Raw genomic sequence first — 19535 nt, forward strand, 5'->3', positions numbered from 1 at the left:
GCGCGCGCAGTCGACGCCCGCAGCCGGAATCACGGACAACCGAAATGCCCCGGCTGCCTCCTCTAGCAGCGCAGCCGGGGCATTTTGCGTGAAAGGAACAAATTCATGGCAAAGCAGTTGGAGTTCAACGACGCCGCCCGCAAGGCGCTGGAAGCCGGCGTCGACAAGCTCGCCAATACCGTCCGGGTCACCCTCGGCCCGCGTGGCCGCAACGTGGTCCTGGACAAGAAGTGGGGCGCCCCCACCATCACCAACGACGGCGTGACCATCGCCCGCGAGGTGGAACTCGACGATCCGTACGAGAACCTCGGCGCGCAGTTGGCCAAGGAAGTCGCCACCAAGACCAACGATGTTGCCGGTGACGGCACCACCACCGCTACCGTCCTGGCCCAGGCGCTGGTGAAGGAAGGCCTCCGCAACGTGGCCGCCGGCGCCGCCCCCGGGGCCCTCAAGCACGGCATCGAGGTAGCGGTCGAGGCCGTTGCCGCCCGCCTGCTGGAGAATGCCCGCGAGGTCGAAGGCAGGGTCGCCGAGGTCGCCACCATCTCCGCCCAGAGCCCGGAGGTCGGCAAACTGCTGGCCGAAGCGTTCGACAAGGTGGGCAAGGACGGCGTCATCACCATCGAAGAGGGCTCCAGCATGGAGACCGAACTGGTGCTCACCGAGGGCATGCAGTTCGACAAGGGCCTGCTGTCGCAGTACTTCGTCACCGACCAGGAGCGCCAGGAGGCAGTCCTCGAGGACGCGCTGATCCTGATCTCCCAGGGCAAGATCTCCACGGTGCAGGAGTTCCTGCCGCTGCTGGAAAAGGTGCTGCAGGCCAACAAGCCGCTGTTCATCATCGCCGAAGACATCGACGGCGAGGCCCTGTCCACCCTGGTGGTCAACAAGATCCGCGGCACCCTCAACGTTGCCGCCGTAAAGGCGCCGGGCTTTGGCGACCGCCGCAAGGCCATGCTGCAGGACATCGCGGTGCTCACCGGCGCCCAGGTCGTGTCCGCGGACCTCGGCCTGAAGCTGGACCAGGTGGGCCTCGAGGTGCTGGGCACGGCACGCCGCATCACCGTCACCAAGGACAACACCACCATTGTTGACGGCGCCGGCTCCGAGGCCGACGTGGCCGACCGCGTGTCCCAGTTGCAGGCGGAGGTGCTGCGCACCGATTCCGATTGGGACCGCGAGAAGCTCCAGGAGCGGCTGGCCAAGCTGTCCGGCGGCATCGGCGTGATCAAGGTCGGCGCTGCCACCGAGGTCGAAATGAAGGAGAAGAAGCACCGGATCGAGGACGCCGTGTCCTCCACCCGCGCTGCCCTGGAAGAAGGCATCGTGGCCGGCGGCGGCACCGCCCTGGTGCACGCCGCCCAGGCTCTGGACACCGACCCGAACGTGCTGGCGCTCGAGGGCGACGCAGCCACCGCCGTCGGCCTGGTCCGCCGCGCGCTGGCCCAGCCGCTGCGCTGGATCGCCGAAAACGCCGGCCACGAGGGCATGGTCGTTGTCTCCAAGGTGGGCGACATGGAGCTCAATAACGGCTTCAACGCCGCCACCGGCGAATACGAGGACCTCGTCGCCGCGGGCATCATCGACCCGGTGAAGGTGACCCGCTCGGCGCTGCGCAACGCGGCCTCGATCGCGGCACTGGTGCTGACCACCGAAACCCTGGTCGTCGAGAAGCCGGCCGAAGAGGACGGGCACAACCACCAGCACTAGCGCACGCCGCCGGCTGTTGGTCGGGCTTCGCCCGTCCGGAGGGGATCCTGCCAGTGCAGGGTCCCCTTCGTCGTCGTGGGGTCCGGGGTGGTGGAAGCCCCGGAGCCGGGCGCGCACGTTAGCTCCGCCACATCGGTTGCCGCGGGAAATAGTGGGCAGGGCGGAATCGTTTTAGGATGTAACCAACCCCGGAACCCGATCCCGCTGTCGGTGACCGGCGGCCGCCACCGGTATCGCTCGAAAGGCCCTGCAGTGTCCGAAGAATTCAATCCGTTCGCTTTCGAGGGTCTGACCTACGACGACGTGCTCCTGCTGCCAGGCCCGACGGATGTGATTCCGTCCGAGGCCGATACCAGCTCCCGCCTGACCCGCCGCATCACGGTCCAGACCCCGCTCCTCTCCGCCGCCATGGATACCGTGACGGAATCGCGGATGGCCATCGCCATGGCGCGCCAGGGCGGCCTGGGCGTCATCCACCGCAACCTGTCCATCCAGGACCAGGCCGAGCACGTGGACCGGGTCAAGCGCAGCGAGTCCGGCATGATCACCAACCCGGTGACCATCGCCCCGGACGCCACGCTGGCCGAACTGGACGAACTTTGCTACAACTACCGCGTGTCCGGACTGCCCGTGGTGGACTCCGAGGGCAAGCTGGTGGGCATCTGCACCAACCGCGACACCCGTTTCGTGCCCCGCGCCGACTATCCCACCACCAAGGTGCACGAGGTGATGACCTCCATGCCGCTGATCACGGGCAAGGTGGGCATCAGCCGCCCGGAAGTCATCGAACTGCTGGGCAAGAACCGGATCGAGAAACTCCCGCTGGTGGACGACGCCGGCATGCTGCAGGGCCTGATCACCGTCAAGGACTTCGACAAGGCGGAGCAGTACCCGCTGGCCACCAAGGACGACGACGGCCGGCTGCGCGTCGGCGCGGCTGTGGGCTTCTTCGGCGACGGCTACGAGCGCTCGATGACCATGATCGAGGCCGGCGTGGACGTCCTCGTGGTGGACACCGCCAACGGCCACAGCCAGGGCGTGCTGGACATGATCGCCCGGCTGAAGAAGGACCCGGCCGCGGCCCACGTGGACGTGATCGGCGGCCAGGCCGCCACCCGCGAGGGCGCGCAGGCACTGGTCGACGCCGGCGCCGACGCCATCAAGGTGGGCGTGGGCCCGGGCTCCATCTGCACCACTCGGGTGGTCGCCGGCGTTGGCGTACCGCAGATCACCGCGATCTACGAGTCGGCCAAGGCGGCCATCCCGGCGGGCATCCCGGTGATTGCCGACGGCGGCCTGCAGCACTCCGGCGACATCGGCAAGGCCCTGGTCGCCGGCGCGGACACGGTGATGCTCGGCTCGCTGCTGGCCGGCGCCGCGGAATCCCCGGGGGACCTGGTGTTCGTCAACGGCAAGCAGTTCAAGGCCTACCGCGGCATGGGCTCGCTGGGGGCCATGCAGACGCGCGGGAAGAACACCTCCTACTCCAAGGACCGCTACTTCCAGGCCGACGTGCCCGACGACGAGAAGCTGATCCCCGAGGGCATCGAAGGCCAGGTGCCGTACCGCGGCCCGCTCTCGGCCGTCGCGCACCAGCTGGTCGGCGGCCTGCGCCAGACCATGTTCTACACCGGTGCCCGCAACATCGCCGAGCTGAAGGCCAAGGGCAAGTTCGTGCGGATCACTGCGGCGGGGCTGAAGGAGTCCCACCCGCACGACATCATGATGACCGTGGAGGCACCGAACTACAAGCGGTAGTCCCGCAGCTTCGGCGGCGCCGTTCCCCACATCAGGGGAGCGGCGCCGATCGCGTTAACCAGCGGCACGTTTTTCGCCGCCGTTGAGCGGCCGCGACCAGCCCCGCGTATGGACGGGACAGCGCCTCGGCGCGTGGGCCCGGGCGTGCGCGCGGCCACCGACCGCGACGCGGGTGAGCCAACGGAGCCGGCGTCGGAAGATCAGAAGCGCGATGAGCACGAGGGCCGCGGTGTCAGGCCAGCGCGGCGCCGGCCAGTTATCCGGCGCGGGCGGATACGCCCCATCGGCCAATCCGGCGGCCCGCTCGAAGTGGTTGCGCGAGGAGGGGAACAGTGCCCCGTCGATGATGTACGCCGCCGGAAATGCGAACGGGCCGGCGAGCAGATTGGCTACGGCCCACTGGTCAACATGCCGCGACTCGTGGAGGGCGAGGGCCTCGTCCCCGGTGCGGGTCTGGGAGATGTTCGGGCCGTAGCGGACATACTGGCCTTCATCGGCAATGCCATATCCGTTGACGCTCAGTGCACCGGCCGGGTCCACCGGCGGCATCCACGCAACGAACACGTCTCCGAGCATTGTTCCGCCGCCGCTGGTGCGCGGCGGGGGCCAGAACATGACCAACAGCGACGGTCCCGAGCACGCTTCCATATCAAGGCTGCGCCCGGTCAGGACCCCGACGCCGCTGATGGGGGCGACCAGAAAATTGCGGGTGATGCGCCACGGGGCCGGCGGTGAAATCTGCAGGCGCGGCTCAGGCTTGATCTGCCCGTCGGCAGTGATATGGCTGTGGCAAACGATCTGCGGGGAGAGCGCCTCCTGGACGCGGGCTCCGGCTCCGGCGACCAGGAGGGCCGCCACCACAAAGAGGGCGGTGCCGCGCACCCGCTGGTGGGAAGCGCAAACGGTACACGATGCGGCTCGCCGCAACCGGCGCGCATGAAGGGAGGGCATGGACCAGACCAGCCCGGCGATGCCAAAACACAGGGTGGCCGCCAAGCCGCTCGCGAACGGTCGCATGCGCCCGACGGACCGCCGGAATCTTCCTCCCATGACTGACCACTTCCCGCTCCGGCTGCCTGCGGCCGGCCCGCGGCAACCGTCAAGAGAGAGGGCCTGCGGTGCGCTTGCCGGCCGTGCGGCAGGTCGAGCGTACCGCCTGCGCCGGGACGACGCCAGCAGTCCGAAGAGGAGAGCCGTGCAGCCGTCACGAGGGGTCCGCCCTGTCCGCCAGGCGCCGGCGAAAGTCCTCTCCCTGCCCGTTCCAAGGTGAAGCGTTCCAGTGGTGGGATAACCTAGAGCCGTGACTTACGAGATTGAAATTGGCCGTGGCAAGCGTGGGCGCCGAGCCTACTCCCTCGATGACGTGGCGATCGTCCCCTCGCGCCGGACGCGCGATCCCAAGGATGTCTCGGTCAGCTGGCAGATCGACGCCTACACGTTCGACGCGCCGGTCATCGCCGCGCCGATGGACTCGGTCATGTCGCCGGCCACCGCCATCGCGCTGGGCAAGCTCGGCGGCCTGGGCGTCCTCAATCTCGAGGGCCTGTGGACCCGGTACGAGGATCCGCTGCCGGTGCTGGACGAGATCGCCGCGCTGGGCACGGAGAACTTCAGCCCGGCCGCGACCAAGCGGATGCAGGAGCTCTACTCCGCCCCCGTGCAGCCGGAACTGATCACCTCCCGGCTGGCCGAAATCCGGGAAGCCGGGGTGACCGTGGCCGGCTCGCTGACGCCGCAGCGCACCCAGGAGTTCTACAAGACCGTGGTCGCCGCCGGCGTGGACATCTTCGTGATCCGCGGCACCACCGTCTCCGCCGAACACGTCTCCAAGACGCAGGAACCGCTGAACCTAAAGCAGTTCATCTACGAGCTGGACACGCCCGTGATCGTCGGCGGCGCCGCCGGCTACACCCCGGCGCTGCACCTGATGCGCACCGGTGCCGCCGGCGTGCTGGTGGGCTTCGGCGGGGGAGCGACGACGACCACGCGCCGGGCGCTGGGCATCCACGCCCCGATGGCCTCGGCGATCTCCGATGTCGCGGCCGCGCGCCGGGACTACATGGACGAATCGGGCGGCCGCTACGTGCACGTGATCGCCGACGGCGGCGTGGGCTTCAGCGGCGACATCGTCAAGGCCATCGCCATGGGGGCGGACGCCGTGATGCTCGGTTCCGCGCTGGCCCGGGCGGAGGAAGCGCCGGGCCGCGGCTGGCACTGGGGCCAGGAGGCCCACCACGACGAACTGCCCCGGGGCGACCGCGTGAACGTGGGAACCGTCGGACCGCTGGAGCGGGTGCTGCACGGCCCGTCCAACCACACCGACGGAACCTCCAACCTGGTCGGTGCGCTGCGCCGGTCGATGGCGACCACCGGGTACTCGGACCTGAAAGAGTTCCAGCGCTGCGAAGTGGTGCTGGCCCCGATCCAGGCCCGCGACTGATCCGACCATGCTGGGAGGCTGATAGGCGATGACCACCGGAGCCCTGAGTCCCGAGAGCCGCGAGCAGGCGCTGGCCGCGCTGCGCGCCACACAGGAGCGCGGGGCCGAGCTGGACGTGCTGATCGTCGGCGGCGGGGTGGTGGGCGCCGGGGCCGCCCTGGACGCGGTCACCCGCGGGCTGGACGTGGGCATCGTGGAGGCCCGGGACTGGGCCTCGGGCACGTCGTCGCGGTCTTCCAAGCTGATCCACGGCGGGCTGCGGTACCTGGAGATGCTGGATTTCGCCCTGGTCCGCGAGGCGCTGCAGGAACGGGGACTGCTGTTGGAGCGGATCGCGCCGCACCTGGTGCGCCCGGTGCCGTTCCTGTACCCGCTGACCAGGCGGTACGTGGAGCGGCCCTACGTCGGCGCCGGCGTGGCCTTGTACGATGCCCTGGCCATCGCCTCCGGGCGCGGCCGCGGCGTCCCCTTCCACAAACACCTCTCCCGGCGGGGGACCCTCCGGGCGGCACCCAGCCTGAAGAAGGACGCCATGGTGGGGTCCATCCGCTACTACGACGCGCAGGTGGACGACGCCCGGCTGGTGGTCAACCTCGTCCGCACCGCGGCGGCGTTCGGGGCGCACGCGGCAAACCGGCTGGCGGTGGTCGACTTCCTGCGCGAGGGCGAACGCGTGGTCGGCGCCCGGGTGCGGAACCAGGAGGACGGCAGCGAGTTCAACATCCGGGCCAAGCAGGTGGTGAACGCCACCGGCGTGTGGACGGACGAGACCCAGGCCATGGTGACCGAACGGGGCCAGCTGAGCGTCCGTTCTTCCAAGGGAATCCACCTGGTGGTGCCGCGGGACCGGTTCCAGTCCACGGTGGGCCTGATCCTGCGCACCGAGAAGTCGGTGCTGTTCGTGATTCCATGGGGGCGGCACTGGATCATCGGCACCACCGATACCGACTGGAATCTGGACAAGGCCCACCCGGCGGCCTCGTCCAAGGACATCGACTACCTGCTGGAACACGTCAACCGGGTCCTCCAGCGCCCGCTCACCCGGGAGGACGTCGAGGGAGTCTACGCCGGGCTCCGGCCGTTGCTGGCGGGCGAGAACGATTCCACCGCCAAGCTCTCGCGCGAACACGTGGTGGCGCACCCGGTCCCCGGGCTCGTGGTGGTGGCCGGCGGCAAGTACACCACGTACCGCGTGATGGCCAAGGACGCGGTGGACGAGGCGGCCCGGGCCCTCGACGAGCGCGTCCCGCCCAGCTGCACGGACACCATCCCGCTGCTCGGCGCCTCCGGTTTCAAGGCGGCCTGGAACAGGCGCAGCCGCATGGCGGACCGCACGGGCATCCACGTTGCCCGGGTGGAACACCTGCTCAACCGGTACGGAGCCATGGCCGGCGACGTGCTGGACATCATCACCGAACGGCCGGAGCTGGCCGAACCGCTGCCCGGCGCCGACGACTACCTGGCGGCCGAGGTGGTCTATGCGACCACGCACGAGGGAGCCCGGCACATCCACGACGTGCTCACCCGCCGGACCCGGATCTCCATCGAGGCCTGGGACCGCGGCGTCTCCGCCGCCCCGGTCGTCGCCCGGCTGATGGCGCCCCTCCTCGACTGGAGCGAAGGACAGGTGGAACGCGAGGTGAAGCACTACCTGGCCCGGGTCGAAGCCGAACGGCTCAGCCAGGAGCAGCCCGACGACGTCACGGCCGACAGCGCCCGGATGGGCGTCGACGACATCGTTCCGCTGGCCTGAGGGCACCGGGCAGGATTCGTTTTCTACATGGTTGCGAAGTACCTTTAATGGGTGCTCAAGACTGCCCTGAAACCCCGCTGGATAGCGGCCCTGGTGCTTGCGCTGGCGCTGTCCACGGTGTTCGTGCTGCTGAGCCAGTGGCAGTTTTCCACGTCGCAGAGCGAACCGCCCCCGCCCCCGGGCGAGACCGAAACGGTCAAGCCGCTCACCGACGTCTTTGAACCGGGCATCCCGATGACCGCCGCCACCGCGGACCAGATGGTCACCTTCGACGGCAGCTTCGTCCAGGGCGGGCAGGTGCTGGTCCGGAACCGCCTGCAGGACGGCGAAGAAGGCCTCTGGGTGGTCGACCCGTTCACCGTGGACGGCGTGGAGCAGTTTGGCGAAGAAGTGGTCATCCCCGTGGTGCGCGGCTGGGTCGAGGAACCGGCGGATGCCGTTCCCGCCCCGGACGGTGAGGCCACCGTCGTCGGGCGGCTGCTGCCCACGGAAGCCCCGCTGCCCGGAAGCCTGCCCGCCGGCCAGGTGGCTTCGCTGTCGGCGGCCGAGCTGATCAACCGCTGGAACGCGCCCGGCTACTCCGGCTTCGTGGTCGGGACCGGCTTCACCGTGGGCGGCACGGACCTTGGCACCGCGACCGAGGGGACCTCGATGCAGCCGGTGGTTGTCGGACCGCAGCCGCAGGAAGCGCCGGTCAACTGGATGAACGTCTTCTACGCGGTGGAATGGGTGGTGTTCGCCGGATTCGCCATCTTCCTCTGGTGGCGGCTGGTGGCCGACGACTACCGCCGCGACCTGGAGGCGGCCGAAGACGCGGCCGAAGCGGCCCGCCATGCAGCCGAATCCGGGCGGGGGAGCGCGGCGGGCCCCGCCGGCACCCGCCAGGGCGGCGACGCCGCCGCCGACCAGACCACACCCAGCTCACCCCACACAACGAGGTAGTCCACGTGACCGAAAACGCCCCCGACCGTTCCGCCGCGACCCAGCGTCCGGCCAAACGCCGCTTCGGCGGAACCCACGCCCAGATCCGCTCCGCCCTGACCTTCTACAAGGTCACCTCCTACATCACCGGCATCATGCTGCTGCTGCTCTGCGTGGAGATGGTGCTGCGGTACGGCTTCAACCTGTTCCTGTTCGCCGGGGCCACCAACACCCTGACGGGCGAGACCTTCGCGCTGGGCCTGGCGCAGGCCGAACCGTCCGTGATCAACGGCCTGAACCTGTCCATCGCGGTGCTGATAGCGCACGGCTGGCTGTACGTGCTGTACCTGATTGCCGACTTCCGGCTCTGGTCGCTGATGCGCTGGCCGTTCAGCAAGTTCGTGCTGATCGCCCTGGGCGGCGTCATCCCGTTCCTGTCCATCATCCTGGAACGCAAGGTGCACCGCGAGGTGGAAGAAGAACTGGCCGCCCACCCCGAAGCCGCCAAGCGCTACTGACCGGAGCCGGGCGTGCGCTACCTCACGCAGCGGGGGCGGACGCCGGAGTGCGAGGCGCCGGACCCGGCGACTATCCTGTAAGGGTGACTACTCCTCCCCCCGCCACTACGGACCACCGGCCCGTCCTCGTCGTCGACTACGGGGCCCAGTACGCGCAGCTGATCGCCCGCCGCGTGCGCGAGGCCAACGTGTATTCCGAGATCGTTCCGCACACCTACACCACCGAACAGCTGATGGCCAAGAACCCGGTGGCCATCATCCTCTCCGGCGGGCCCTCCAGCGTCTACGCCGAAGGAGCGCCGAGGATCGGCGCGGACCTGTTCGAAGCCGGCGTCCCGGTGTTCGGCATCTGTTACGGCTTCCAGGCCATGGCGAACGCCCTGGGCGGCAAGGTAGCCAGGACCGGGCTGCGCGAGTACGGTGCCACGGACGCCACCGCGGTGGGGGAGGGCCGGTCCATCTTGGCCGGGGTGCCCCCCGTCCAGAACACCTGGATGAGCCACGGCGACTCGGTGCAGGAGGCACCTGCAGGCTTCGACGTGCTGGCCAGCACGGCCGGCGCCCCGGTGGCCGCCTTCGCGAACGACGAGAAGAAGCTGTACGGCGTGCAATGGCACCCCGAGGTCAAGCACTCGGCCCACGGCCAGCGCGTGTTGGAGAACTTCCTGTTCCGTGGTGCCGGGCTCGAGCCCAACTGGACCACCGGCAACATCGTGGAGGAGCAGGTGGAGCGCATTCGCGCCCAGATCGGCGACTCCCGCGTGATCTGCGGGCTGTCCGGCGGCGTGGACTCCGCCGTCGCCGCGGCCCTGGTGCAGCGCGCGGTCGGCGACCAGCTGACCTGTGTCTTTGTGGACCACGGACTGTTGCGCGAGGGCGAAGCCGAGCAGGTGGAGCGTGACTTTGTCGCGGCCACGGGCGTGAAGCTGTACGTAGCCAACGAACAGCAGCGCTTCCTGTCCGCGCTGGCCGGCGTCACCGACCCGGAGACCAAGCGCAAGATCATCGGCCGCGAGTTCATCCGCGCCTTTGAAGCCGCCGAGAAGGCCGTGCTGGCCGAGGCGGCCGCCGAGGGGGAGTCGGTGAAGTTCCTGGTGCAGGGCACGCTCTACCCGGACGTGGTCGAGTCCGGCGGCGGCGAGGGCGCCGCGAACATCAAGAGCCACCACAACGTGGGCGGGCTGCCCGAGGACCTGCAGTTCGAGCTGGTGGAACCGCTGCGGACGCTGTTCAAGGACGAGGTCCGCGCGGTCGGCGCCCAACTGGGCCTGCCGGCCGAAATCGTCGGACGCCAGCCCTTCCCCGGCCCGGGACTTGGCATCCGGATCATCGGCGAAGTCACGCAGGAGCGGCTGGACCTGCTGCGCAAGGCGGACGCGATCGCGCGCGCCGAACTGACCGCTGCGGGTTTGGACCAGGAAGTCTGGCAGATGCCGGTGGTCCTGCTGGCCGACGTGCGCAGCGTGGGCGTTCAGGGCGACGGCCGCACCTACGGACACCCGATCGTGCTCCGTCCGGTCTCCTCCGAGGACGCGATGACCGCAGACTGGTCGCGGCTTCCCTACGACCTGCTGGCCCGGATCTCCAACCGCATCACCAACGAAGTGGACGGCGTTAACCGCGTGGTGCTCGACGTGACGAGCAAACCGCCGGGAACCATCGAGTGGGAGTAGCCACAACGGGCGACCGCTGCCCGCCCGCAGCGCGGCTGCGGGTGAACTGCGAGGCAATTTCGCCGAGCAGTGTTGCGGTCGCCCGTTTGGCGTTTAAAGTCCGATACCTTGTTTGACATGCCGTTGTGGTCGAGGCAAGTCGCCGAGAGTGAAGTAAAGGGGGCAGCCGTGTCGCTGGCCAGCGTAGCTGAGGCTGCTGAAGACGTTGTGGCATCGTGGCTGGACAACCTGGGCGATCTCGCCGGGTCGGACACGCTGCTGCGGTTCGCCCCGACGTCGTCGAACAGCATTGACCTGACGCATGCCCACCCTTCCGGCCTGGCGCAGTTGCTGGCCGGCCGCCGCACCCGTCTTTCCACCCTGCTGCGCGAGCCGAACCAGTACGCCGCGGCCATGCGTACCGCCCGCAGCCTGCGCGCCAAAATCTACGAACTGGGTTCGGACCGCGGTATCGACGTCGGGTATCTGGCCGCCGGAACGGCCTCCTGGCGGGTTCCCGACATCGGCCGGTCGGAGTCCCTGAATGCCCCGGTGATGCTGATCCCGGTGGCGCTGACCGTCCGCCCCAGCCAGGACGACTTCGAACTGCAGTTGACCGACCGCGCCCGGCTGAACCCGGCGCTCGTCCGCCACCTCTCCGCGGAGCAGGGGATCGGTATCGACGCCGAGGCGACCGCCCGGCTGGCCTACAGCACCGCCCGCCTGGATCCGCACCCGGTGCTGGAACGGCTGCGCCTGCTCACCGCCGGCGTGCGGAACATGACCATCGAACACCATTTGCTGGTGTCGACCTTCGCGGACCTGGAAGCAGTCACCGACCCGGTCCTGCTCGATGCCGGGCACCCGGTGATCCGCGCGCTGGCCGAAGCCGGCGCGGGATCCCAGGCCGGTCCCCGTCCCCGGGCCGGCCGGAACGCCGTGCCCGTGCCGGAGGTGGAGCTGCCGCCGATCGACGAACGCGATCCGCAGGATGAGTTCCTGCTGCTCGACGCAGACGCCGCGCAGCAACGGGTGCTGGACCTGGTCCAGGCCGGGCATTCGCTGGTGGTTTCGGCGCCGCCGGGCACCGGACAAACCCAGACGGCACTCAACGCTGCGGCCGCCCTGGCCTACGAGGGCAAGAGCGTGCTGGTGGTCGCGGAACGCCGAGGCACGCTGGTCGAATTCACACAGCAGTTGGAAACCGTGGATTTGGGGTCGCTGGCCCTGCAGTTGAGCGCGGACCTGACGCCGGAGCAGCTGCGCCGGGCGATGATCCGCGCGATCAGCCGCAACGAAAAGGCGCAGGAGCCGCAGCTGCAGAAGCTGCACACCACCCTCACCGAGCACCGGCACAAGCTGATGGAGCATGTGAAGTCGCTGCACAATGTGCGCAGCCGGTGGCGCTGTTCCCCCTACCAGGCGATGCAGTCGCTGGCCAAGCTCACCTCGCTCGATCCGGCTCCGGCGACCACCGTGCGGCTGAAGCGGTCTGTGCTGGACAACATCACCGACCGGGCGGAGCTGGCGGCACGGCTGGTCCGGGCGGCCGAGTTGGGCAGCTTCAGCAAGTCCGCGACCACCAGCCCGTGGTTCGGTGCCAAGCTGCTCAACCGCAAGGAGACCGAAGACGCCCACCAGCTGGCCGCCGACCTGGCCAAGGACGTCCCGCGGCTGCGCGAACGGATGAACAAGGTCGCCGAACACTCGCAGATCGCCCTCGCCGGGACGTTCCGCGAGTGGGGGGAGCAGCTCCAGCTGCTGGTGGAGGTCCGCGGCAGCCTCGACAAGTTCACCCCGGACATCTTCGACCGGCCGGTCACGGATCTGATTTCCGCGACCGCGCCGAGTTCCTGGCGGCGCGACCGCGGAATCGAAATGAGTTCGATGACGCGTTCCCGGCTGCGCAAGGTGGCCAAGGAATACATCCGCCCGGGCGTGCACATCTCCGACCTGCATGAGTCCCTCTTCGAGGTGCAGCAGCAGCGGACAAAGTGGGCCGACTACGCAACGTCGCAGCGGCATCCTGCGGTGCCCTCCGGGTTGGCGGACCTGAACGGCTTTTACCGGGAGGTGGCGCAGCGCCTCGAGAAACTGGCCGCCCTGCTGGCACCGGTGCCCGAAGACCGGGCCCTCGCGGCCCTGCCCGACGGCGAACTGCAGGAACAGTTGGACGCCCTGGCAGCGGACCGCGAAACGCTGGTGAACCTGCCCGAACGTACGCTGCTGCTGGAGCAGATGCGCGAACACGGGCTGACCGAACTGCTGGACGATCTGGCCACACGCGAAGTCGGCGCGGGCGAGGTCAGCGCTGAACTGGATTTGGCGTGGTGGCAGTCGGCGCTCGAAGCGATGATCAGCGGCGACGATTACCTGGCCATGTCGGACGGCGACAATCTCCGCAAGCTCGAGGCGGTCTACCGGCTCGCGGACAACGCGCACATCGCGTCCGGGCCCGCCCGGCTGCGCTGGGAACTGGCACAGAACTGGCGGCATTCGCTCAAGAGCAAGCCCAAGGCCGCGCAGCGGTTGCGCGACCTGCTCAAGGCCGGCGAACCCACCCTGGCCGCGTTGGGACAGCAGTCGGAGTCGCTGGTTTCGGCGCTGTTGCCGATCTGGACTGCCTCCCCGCTGGTGCTGCCGCTCCTGCTCCCGGAAGGCAAGCACTTCGATGCCGTCATCATCCTCGACGCCGAGGCCACCAGCCTGCCGTCGGCGCTGACCGCGGTCTCCCGGGCGCACCAGGTGGTGGCGTTCGGCGACGGCGAGTTGGGCCGCGCCGAGCCTTTCGAAGTCAACGTGGACCGGCGGAACGACCCCGTCACCGGCGAAGCACCGCAACCGTTGGCCAGCTGCTTCCACGCGCTCTCCGAGGTGCTGCCGGTGGTGGCGCTGACCACCGCCTACCGTGCCGTCGACCTCGACCTGACCCGCTCGCTGAGTGAGAAGTTCTACGGCGGATCGCTGTCCCGCCTGCCCGGCGCCAGCTCCATCCGCGGGGGCGGCCTGGAAGTGGAGTATCTGCCCGACGGTACCGGGATGCCCGGCGCCGGACACGAAGGCGTGGAGAGCGTCCCGGCCGAACTCAACCGGGTGGTGGACCTTGTCTTCGAGCACATCAGCCTTCGGCCGTCGCGGTCGCTGGCGGTGGTGACGGCCAGCGCCCGGCACGCCGCCCGCGTGGCGGAGGCCATCCGGCTGCAGATGCCCAATTATCCGGCGGCGGCGGACTTCTTCAACCGCCGGCAGGAGCCCTTCCGCGTGGTTCCCGTCGAACGCGCGTCCGGATTGGTCCGCGACGATGTGATCTTCTCGCTCGGCTTTGGCCGGACGCCGCACGGGCGGGCGGTCCACGACTTCGGACCCCTGTCGGCGCCGCACGGGCGGTCGCTCTTCGCGACCGCGGTCACCCGTTCCCGGCAGTCGCTGCACGTCCTCAGCTGCTTCCGCCCGGAGGATCTGGACCCCGAGCGGCTGCGGCATGGGGCCGCCGACTTCCATGACCTGCTGGACCGCCACCTCGGCGACGGCCGGTTCGCGGCGCCCGAACTGTCTCCCGGGATCGACGACCCGCTGGTCGCGGACCTCGTGGAGCGCATCCGCACCCGCGGCGCACGCGTTTGGGACCACTATTACGGGGTCATCGACATCGCCGCCAGCACCGGAACGGTGCAGTATTCGCCGGATATTGAACCGACGCTGCCCGTGGCTTTGGAGTCTGACGGCAGCCCGCAGTACCAGGAGCTGACGGTGCGGGAGCGCAGCCGGCTGCGCCCGCAACAGCTCGAGCGGCTGGGCTGGCGGCCGCTGACGCTGTGGACCATCGAGGTGTTCACTGATCCGGAGAAATGCGCAGACCTGATCGGAGGCTACTTGGGACTGCAGAAGCCGGAAGAACCGGCAGACAAGGACGACCGTCCCGCCAGCGCACGGGGACCGAAGCCGGCGGCGGAGCAGACCCCGCGGGCGGAGGAGTCCGCGCACTCGGCGCACTCCGCAGGCTCGGCGGACGAGGCCGGCGAGGCGGGCGACGACCGGTTGCGGCCGCGCCGGGCCAGGCGGAACCAGTCGCCGACGCTGCCGACCAAGGCAGCGGAGGACGACCCCCGTGCGTGGGGCGACCGGGACGAGGACCGGGACGCCTGGCTGCGGGAGCAGCGGCCGCCGCACTGGGGCTAGGCCGGGAGCCGGTCCGGGGCAGTCATCAGCCGACCAACACGAGGAAGACGTTGCCGCGGCTGGAGGCGCCGGCCAGCGCGGTTGCGTCGGACGGTGCCGCCGCCACCACCACGAGCCCGTCGGGCTCGCCCGCGCCGAGCAGGCCTGCCGCGGCAGCGCCGTCGTCGGCCTTCCACAGCACCGGAACGGCCCGCGCCAGGACCGTGGTGGCGGCAGGCTCTTCGAACCCGTTGCCGCTGCTGAGCACGATGTCCACCAACTGGCCCGGCGACACCAACTGGACGGTGGAGGGGTCCGCGGGGCGCACGGGCACGGCCACCGTCCCCGGCGGCGCCCCGGTCAACAGGCCGGGGCCGACGATCGAGGTGTCCACGACCGGAGAGCCGGCGCGCAGCGCCGTCGCCAGCCGCTGGCCCACTACCAGGGCCGGACTGTCGGCAGTTCCCTCGGGTACGGAACCGGCCGGCAGCTCGCCCAGCACGACATCGTCGGCGGACAGGTGGGCGCCCGCCGGGAGGTCGGACGCGGCGACCACCACGGAGTCGGTGGGGTCCGGCGCAGGGGTCAGCTGCTGCACCACCAGCGCCGCGGCCGCACAGAGCAGCAGGGCGGCCAGCAGCCGGTAATGCCGGCGCAGCAGGCGGCGCGGCGACAGTGCAGGGCGGGCGGTGCGGGACGCGGCAGCAACGGGCATGCGACTACGCTAGATGCATCCGGCCCGCACGGGTCAGCGGGGTGGGCCCGCCTGTGGATCAGCGCCGCCGCCGCTTCGCGGTGTAGGAGCGGCCGCGGCGTCCGATGCGGCTAGCTGGCGGCCGCCGCCGGGGCCGGGGCGGCGGCAGGCTTGGAGGCTTCGGCCGCAGCGGGCTTCGCCGCCTCGGAAGAGGCGGTTGACCCGGTGCCGGCGGATCCCGAGGCGGCGGCGGGAACGGAACCTGCCGAGGAAGAGTCGCGCGAATCGGTGCGGTAGAAGCCCGAGCCCTTGAAGACGACCCCGACGCTGTTGAACTTCTTGCGCAGGTTGCCGCCGCACTCGGGGCAGACGGTCAGCGATTCATCGCTGAAGGACTGCTGGATGTCGAAGGCATGGGCGCAGTCTTTGCAGGCGTAGGCGTACGTGGGCACAGTAATTCCTCCTGAAAAAAACTTGGCAGGAGCAGGAAGCGCCCGGCCAGGCGTTGGCACTCACCCGCTCAGAGTGCCAATTCTACACCGTCCGGCGGGGGAACCACGTCCAGCCGTCGGGCGACACGGCGCCGTCCAGCGGAGCGTCGAGCGCCGTGGACTCGAAGGCTCCCGCCGCCACCACCTCGTCGGCGTAGAAAACCCCGACAAACCTCGGGCGGTCTTCGCCGTCGCCAAGTGACGCCAGGAACCGGTCGTAATAACCGCCGCCTTGGCCCATCCGGTTGCCCTCGGAGTCGACGGCCAGCCCGGGCACGAGCACCAGCGGCAGGCCGGCCATGATTTCCGCTCCGAAACGTTCTCCGACCGGCTCGTCAATCCAGGCCCGGGGACTGCGGACCAGCTCCACGCCGCTGAACCAGCGTGCCCACCTGAGCCGGTAGTCCGGTTCGCAGATCGGGACCACCACCTGGTAGCCGGCCTCCTCAAGGGACGGCAGCAGCATGCGCGTGGACGGTTCGGAACCGACGGACAGGTAGGCCGGCACGATGGTTCCGGCCGGGACGTTCAGCCGCCGAAGACCGTCCAGCACCTGGTGCGCCAGGGCGGTCCCGGCCTTGATCTGCTCTTCTTCGGGGCGGGCCCGGCGGCGTGCCCGGAAGAATGCGCGGGCGGTTTCCTTGTCCATGCCGGTTTGCATCTCCATGGCCGACATCGTAGTTGCTTCCCCCCGGATCGGCTTGCTTCGCACCTTCGTTCGGTAGTCTGAACCCATGACGTCTCATCGCACGGTACGCAAAGCTGTCATTCCGGCCGCTGGTTTGGGAACGCGTTTCCTGCCCGCCACCAAGGCCATGCCCAAGGAAATGCTCCCCGTGGTGGACAAGCCGGCCATCCAGTACGTGGTCGAGGAAGCCGTGCGCGCAGACTTGAGCGACGTCCTGGTCATCACCGGCCGCAACAAGCGCCCGCTGGAAGACCACTTCGACCGCGTGCCCAACCTCGAGCAGATTCTGGAGGAGAAGGGCGATTTGGAGAAGCTCGCCGCCGTACAGGCAGCCTCGGAACTGGCGGACATCCACTACCTGCGCCAGGGGGATCCGCTGGGCCTCGGCCACGCAGTCCTGCGGGCCCGCCAGCACGTGGGCGACGAACCGTTCGCCGTGCTGCTCGGCGATGACCTGATCGACGAACACGACGACCTGCTGACCCAGATGATCGCGGTCCAGCAGCAGACCGGCGGCTCCGTGGTCGCCCTGATGGAGGTGGACCCCGCCCAGATCAGCGCCTACGGCTGCGCGGACGTTACCCCGATGGGCGACGGCGGCTACGTGCGGATCAACGAACTGGTGGAGAAGCCATCGCCGGACGAGGCCCCGTCCAATTTGGCGGTCATCGGCCGCTACGTCCTGCACCCGTCCGTCTTCGACGTGCTGGAGGACACCAAGCCCGGCCGCGGCGGCGAAATCCAGTTGACCGACGCGCTCGAAGCCCTGGCCGGCCGCGAAGGCGAAGGCGGCGGCGTCTACGGCGTGGTCTTTTCCGGGCGCCGGTACGACACCGGCGACAAGCTCAGCTATCTCAAGGCCGTCGTGACCATCGCCTCCGAACGTGAAGACATCGGGACGGAACTGCGGACCTGGCTGAAGAGTTTCATCGACGGCTCGGGCGACTGAGCCCCGTCGCGACCGCTAAGAACTTCACATGGGGTACGGACCGGCAATCTGGCCAGCGACGCTGGCATGCGGGGACTTGTCGCTGCGCCCGATCCGGTACCGGGACCGGAGCGAGTGGACGGCCGTGCGGCGCCGCAACGCCCGCTGGCTGGAACCGTGGGAGGCCACGAACCCGGCTCCGGACGGGTATCTGCCCTCGTTCTCGGAGATGGTCCGCTCGCTCAAGCACCAGGCACGACTTGCCACGGCCCTGCCCTGGATCATCACCGAACTGCAGGAGGGGAGGCCCCGGCCGGCGCTGGTCGGGCAGCTTACTGTCTCCAGCATCGTCTGGGGCTCTGCAATGTCGGCCACTTTGGGGTACTGGGTGGATGAGGCGCGTGCCGGCCGCGGGATAGCGCCCACGGCGGTGGCCATGGCGACCGATCATTGCTTCCAAACGCTCGGGCTCCACCGGATGGAGATCAACATCAGGCCGGAGAACCGCGCCAGCCTGCGCGTCGTGGAGAAGCTCGGCTTTCGAGACGAAGGACTGCGTCCGCGGTACTTGCATATCAACGGGGCCTGGGCAGACCACCGCAGCTTCGCGCTCACTGCCGAGGAGGTTCCCGGCGGCCTGCTGGACCGCTGGCTGGAGCACGGCGACGTCGGGCCGACACCATAAGGCAGCGCCGCACGGAATCGTTATCCGACACACCGTGATGAATGCCGCGTACGGCATGCTTGAGCTTCTACGGTTTTGAGAGTGGACATTCAGAGCTCTGTGATCTTGGCGGTCATCGTCGGGCTGTGGTTTGTCTGGGTAGGACCGTACGTGCTCCGCGGAGCATTCCGTCCCGCGCTGGCTGAACCGGCGCCGGGGCATGCAGCACCACTAGTTTCAGTACCCGCAACCGCCTCGGGCGGCAACCAGGGGATCATCATGGAATACAACGCCCAGCCGGCACCCTCGACATCGTCGCCCGTGCCCCCGCCCGCCCGGCAGCCCGAGTTCCGCATCCGCTACGGCCGGACCGCGCTGGCACTTGCCGGGGCCTCCGCCCTGTTGGTGTTCGTCGTCGGCGGCGCCCTGGCGCTGGCCGGCGCAGTTTCGGGCCGCGTGCCGGGCTTCGCGCTGCTGACGGTGGGCGCCGTCGTCGTTATCCTGCGCTCCCTGGCGGTCCGCGACCGCAGCAAGCGCGCCGCCGCACGCGCCCGGCAGGCCTCCCGCGCGGCATCGGCATCGCAGCCGGCGGGAGCCGCGAAGAATCCCCGGAAGCCCACCGAACTGTTTGACGGGGCCGCGGGGGACACCGGGGCCGCGCAGCAGGCCGCCCAGCCCGGTCCGGCGCCGCTGACGGCCGCCGAGCTGCGCGAGGAAGCCTTGAAGGTCGCCGCCGACGCCGGCGACACCGCCGCGCCGGGTCAGCCGTCCGGCACTCCCTGGCAGCCGGTCGACGTGCCCAAACCGACGTATGTCGCGGCGGCCAAGGCCACCCGCCCGGCTCCCGCGCCGCTGCCGGTCCCCGAGGTCAAGAAGCCGCAGACCAAGACATCGATCAAGCAGACCGCCGCGCAGCGGACCGACGAGGCCGCCGCCCGGACATCAGAGAAGACTGCCGCCACGCAGCAGCCGGCGGACGGCGCCTCGGCCGCCGAGGCATCCGCCCAGCAGTCGGCCGCGAACCGGCTTAATCTGGACGACGTCCTGCAGCGCCGGCGGGCCTGACCCGAGGCACCCGGCAGGTTGGCTGCGGCCCGTCCACACCCGGACGGGCCGCAGCCTTGTCCGGTCCCCGGTTCCGAGCGTTCCGGGCCGCAATG

General features: G+C 69.6%; 15 protein-coding genes. 11 read left to right on the top strand and 4 right to left on the bottom strand.

Going from position 1 to position 19535, the window contains the following annotated elements; genetic code table 11:
* Positions 1 to 105 precede the first annotated feature (105 nt).
* Positions 106 to 1710, top strand: a complete 1605-nt coding sequence (gene groL, locus AC5RW2_RS14975) for a chaperonin GroEL (RefSeq protein ID WP_494000393.1) — start codon at positions 106 to 108, stop codon at positions 1708 to 1710.
* Between the two features lie 252 nt (positions 1711 to 1962).
* Positions 1963 to 3468: an IMP dehydrogenase gene (guaB, locus tag AC5RW2_RS14980; protein WP_494000392.1), complete on the top strand. Its 1506-nt coding sequence runs from the start codon at positions 1963 to 1965 to the stop codon at positions 3466 to 3468.
* Positions 3469 to 3522: 54 nt separating this feature from the next.
* Here guaB and AC5RW2_RS14985 read toward each other — a convergent pair whose 3' ends face one another.
* Positions 3523 to 4350, bottom strand: a complete 828-nt coding sequence (locus tag AC5RW2_RS14985) for a hypothetical protein (protein WP_494074110.1) — start codon at positions 4348 to 4350, stop codon at positions 3523 to 3525.
* A gap of 418 nt (positions 4351 to 4768) precedes the next feature.
* Between AC5RW2_RS14985 and AC5RW2_RS14990 the strand changes: the two genes are divergently transcribed.
* From AC5RW2_RS14990 to AC5RW2_RS15015, 6 genes are all read left to right on the top strand, one after another.
* Positions 4769 to 5908, top strand: a complete 1140-nt coding sequence (locus AC5RW2_RS14990; protein WP_494000390.1) for a GuaB3 family IMP dehydrogenase-related protein — start codon at positions 4769 to 4771, stop codon at positions 5906 to 5908.
* A 28-nt stretch (positions 5909 to 5936) separates the two neighbouring features.
* Positions 5937 to 7661, top strand: a complete 1725-nt coding sequence (locus AC5RW2_RS14995) for a glycerol-3-phosphate dehydrogenase/oxidase (protein WP_494000389.1) — start codon at positions 5937 to 5939, stop codon at positions 7659 to 7661.
* A 51-nt stretch (positions 7662 to 7712) separates the two neighbouring features.
* The gene (locus tag AC5RW2_RS15000) at positions 7713 to 8603 is read left to right on the top strand and encodes an SURF1 family protein (RefSeq protein WP_494025468.1); all 891 of its coding nucleotides are present in this window, start codon (positions 7713 to 7715) and stop codon (positions 8601 to 8603) included.
* A 5-nt stretch (positions 8604 to 8608) separates the two neighbouring features.
* On the top strand, positions 8609 to 9100 hold the full coding sequence (locus AC5RW2_RS15005) for a DUF3817 domain-containing protein (protein WP_494074111.1): 492 nt from the start codon (positions 8609 to 8611) through the stop codon (positions 9098 to 9100).
* 83 nt (positions 9101 to 9183) lie between these two features.
* On the top strand, positions 9184 to 10773 hold the full coding sequence (gene guaA, locus AC5RW2_RS15010; RefSeq protein WP_494074112.1) for a glutamine-hydrolyzing GMP synthase: 1590 nt from the start codon (positions 9184 to 9186) through the stop codon (positions 10771 to 10773).
* A 117-nt stretch (positions 10774 to 10890) separates the two neighbouring features.
* Positions 10891 to 14931: a DUF4011 domain-containing protein gene (locus AC5RW2_RS15015; RefSeq protein WP_494074113.1), complete on the top strand. Its 4041-nt coding sequence runs from the start codon at positions 10891 to 10893 to the stop codon at positions 14929 to 14931.
* 25 nt (positions 14932 to 14956) lie between these two features.
* On the opposite strand, the gene cpaB is transcribed toward AC5RW2_RS15015, so the two are convergent.
* From cpaB to AC5RW2_RS15030, 3 genes are all read right to left on the bottom strand, one after another.
* Positions 14957 to 15625: a Flp pilus assembly protein CpaB gene (cpaB, locus tag AC5RW2_RS15020; protein ID WP_494025470.1), complete on the bottom strand. Its 669-nt coding sequence runs from the start codon at positions 15623 to 15625 to the stop codon at positions 14957 to 14959.
* Between the two features lie 110 nt (positions 15626 to 15735).
* Entirely contained in the window at positions 15736 to 16056 is a 321-nt protein-coding gene (locus AC5RW2_RS15025; RefSeq protein WP_494000384.1) for an FmdB family zinc ribbon protein, read from the bottom strand.
* Between the two features lie 82 nt (positions 16057 to 16138).
* The gene (locus AC5RW2_RS15030; protein ID WP_494025471.1) at positions 16139 to 16762 is read right to left on the bottom strand and encodes a 5-formyltetrahydrofolate cyclo-ligase; all 624 of its coding nucleotides are present in this window, start codon (positions 16760 to 16762) and stop codon (positions 16139 to 16141) included.
* Positions 16763 to 16829: 67 nt separating this feature from the next.
* Here AC5RW2_RS15030 and galU point away from each other — a divergent pair, with 67 nt between their 5' ends.
* From galU to AC5RW2_RS15045, 3 genes are all read left to right on the top strand, one after another.
* Positions 16830 to 17732: a UTP--glucose-1-phosphate uridylyltransferase GalU gene (galU, locus tag AC5RW2_RS15035; RefSeq protein WP_494000382.1), complete on the top strand. Its 903-nt coding sequence runs from the start codon at positions 16830 to 16832 to the stop codon at positions 17730 to 17732.
* 28 nt (positions 17733 to 17760) lie between these two features.
* Positions 17761 to 18396 carry a GNAT family N-acetyltransferase gene (locus AC5RW2_RS15040; protein WP_494000381.1) on the top strand — a complete coding sequence of 212 codons (636 nt, stop codon included), beginning with the start codon at positions 17761 to 17763 and terminating at the stop codon, positions 18394 to 18396.
* 81 nt (positions 18397 to 18477) lie between these two features.
* The gene (locus AC5RW2_RS15045; protein ID WP_494074114.1) at positions 18478 to 19440 is read left to right on the top strand and encodes a hypothetical protein; all 963 of its coding nucleotides are present in this window, start codon (positions 18478 to 18480) and stop codon (positions 19438 to 19440) included.
* The last annotated feature ends 95 nt before the right edge of the window (positions 19441 to 19535 follow it).

Source organism: Arthrobacter sp. B0316-1-20, assembly GCF_059091865.1.

Coding starts and splice junctions, on each gene's coding strand:
- groL (WP_494000393.1), top strand. CDS start 106: ATGGCAAAGCAGTTGGAGTTCAACGACGCCGCCCGCAAGGCGCTGGAA.
- AC5RW2_RS14995 (WP_494000389.1), top strand. CDS start 5,937: ATGACCACCGGAGCCCTGAGTCCCGAGAGCCGCGAGCAGGCGCTGGCC.
- AC5RW2_RS15015 (WP_494074113.1), top strand. CDS start 10,891: ATGCCGTTGTGGTCGAGGCAAGTCGCCGAGAGTGAAGTAAAGGGGGCA.
- cpaB (WP_494025470.1), bottom strand. CDS start 15,625: ATGCCCGTTGCTGCCGCGTCCCGCACCGCCCGCCCTGCACTGTCGCCG.
- AC5RW2_RS15030 (WP_494025471.1), bottom strand. CDS start 16,762: ATGGAGATGCAAACCGGCATGGACAAGGAAACCGCCCGCGCATTCTTC.
- galU (WP_494000382.1), top strand. CDS start 16,830: ATGACGTCTCATCGCACGGTACGCAAAGCTGTCATTCCGGCCGCTGGT.
- AC5RW2_RS15040 (WP_494000381.1), top strand. CDS start 17,761: ATGGGGTACGGACCGGCAATCTGGCCAGCGACGCTGGCATGCGGGGAC.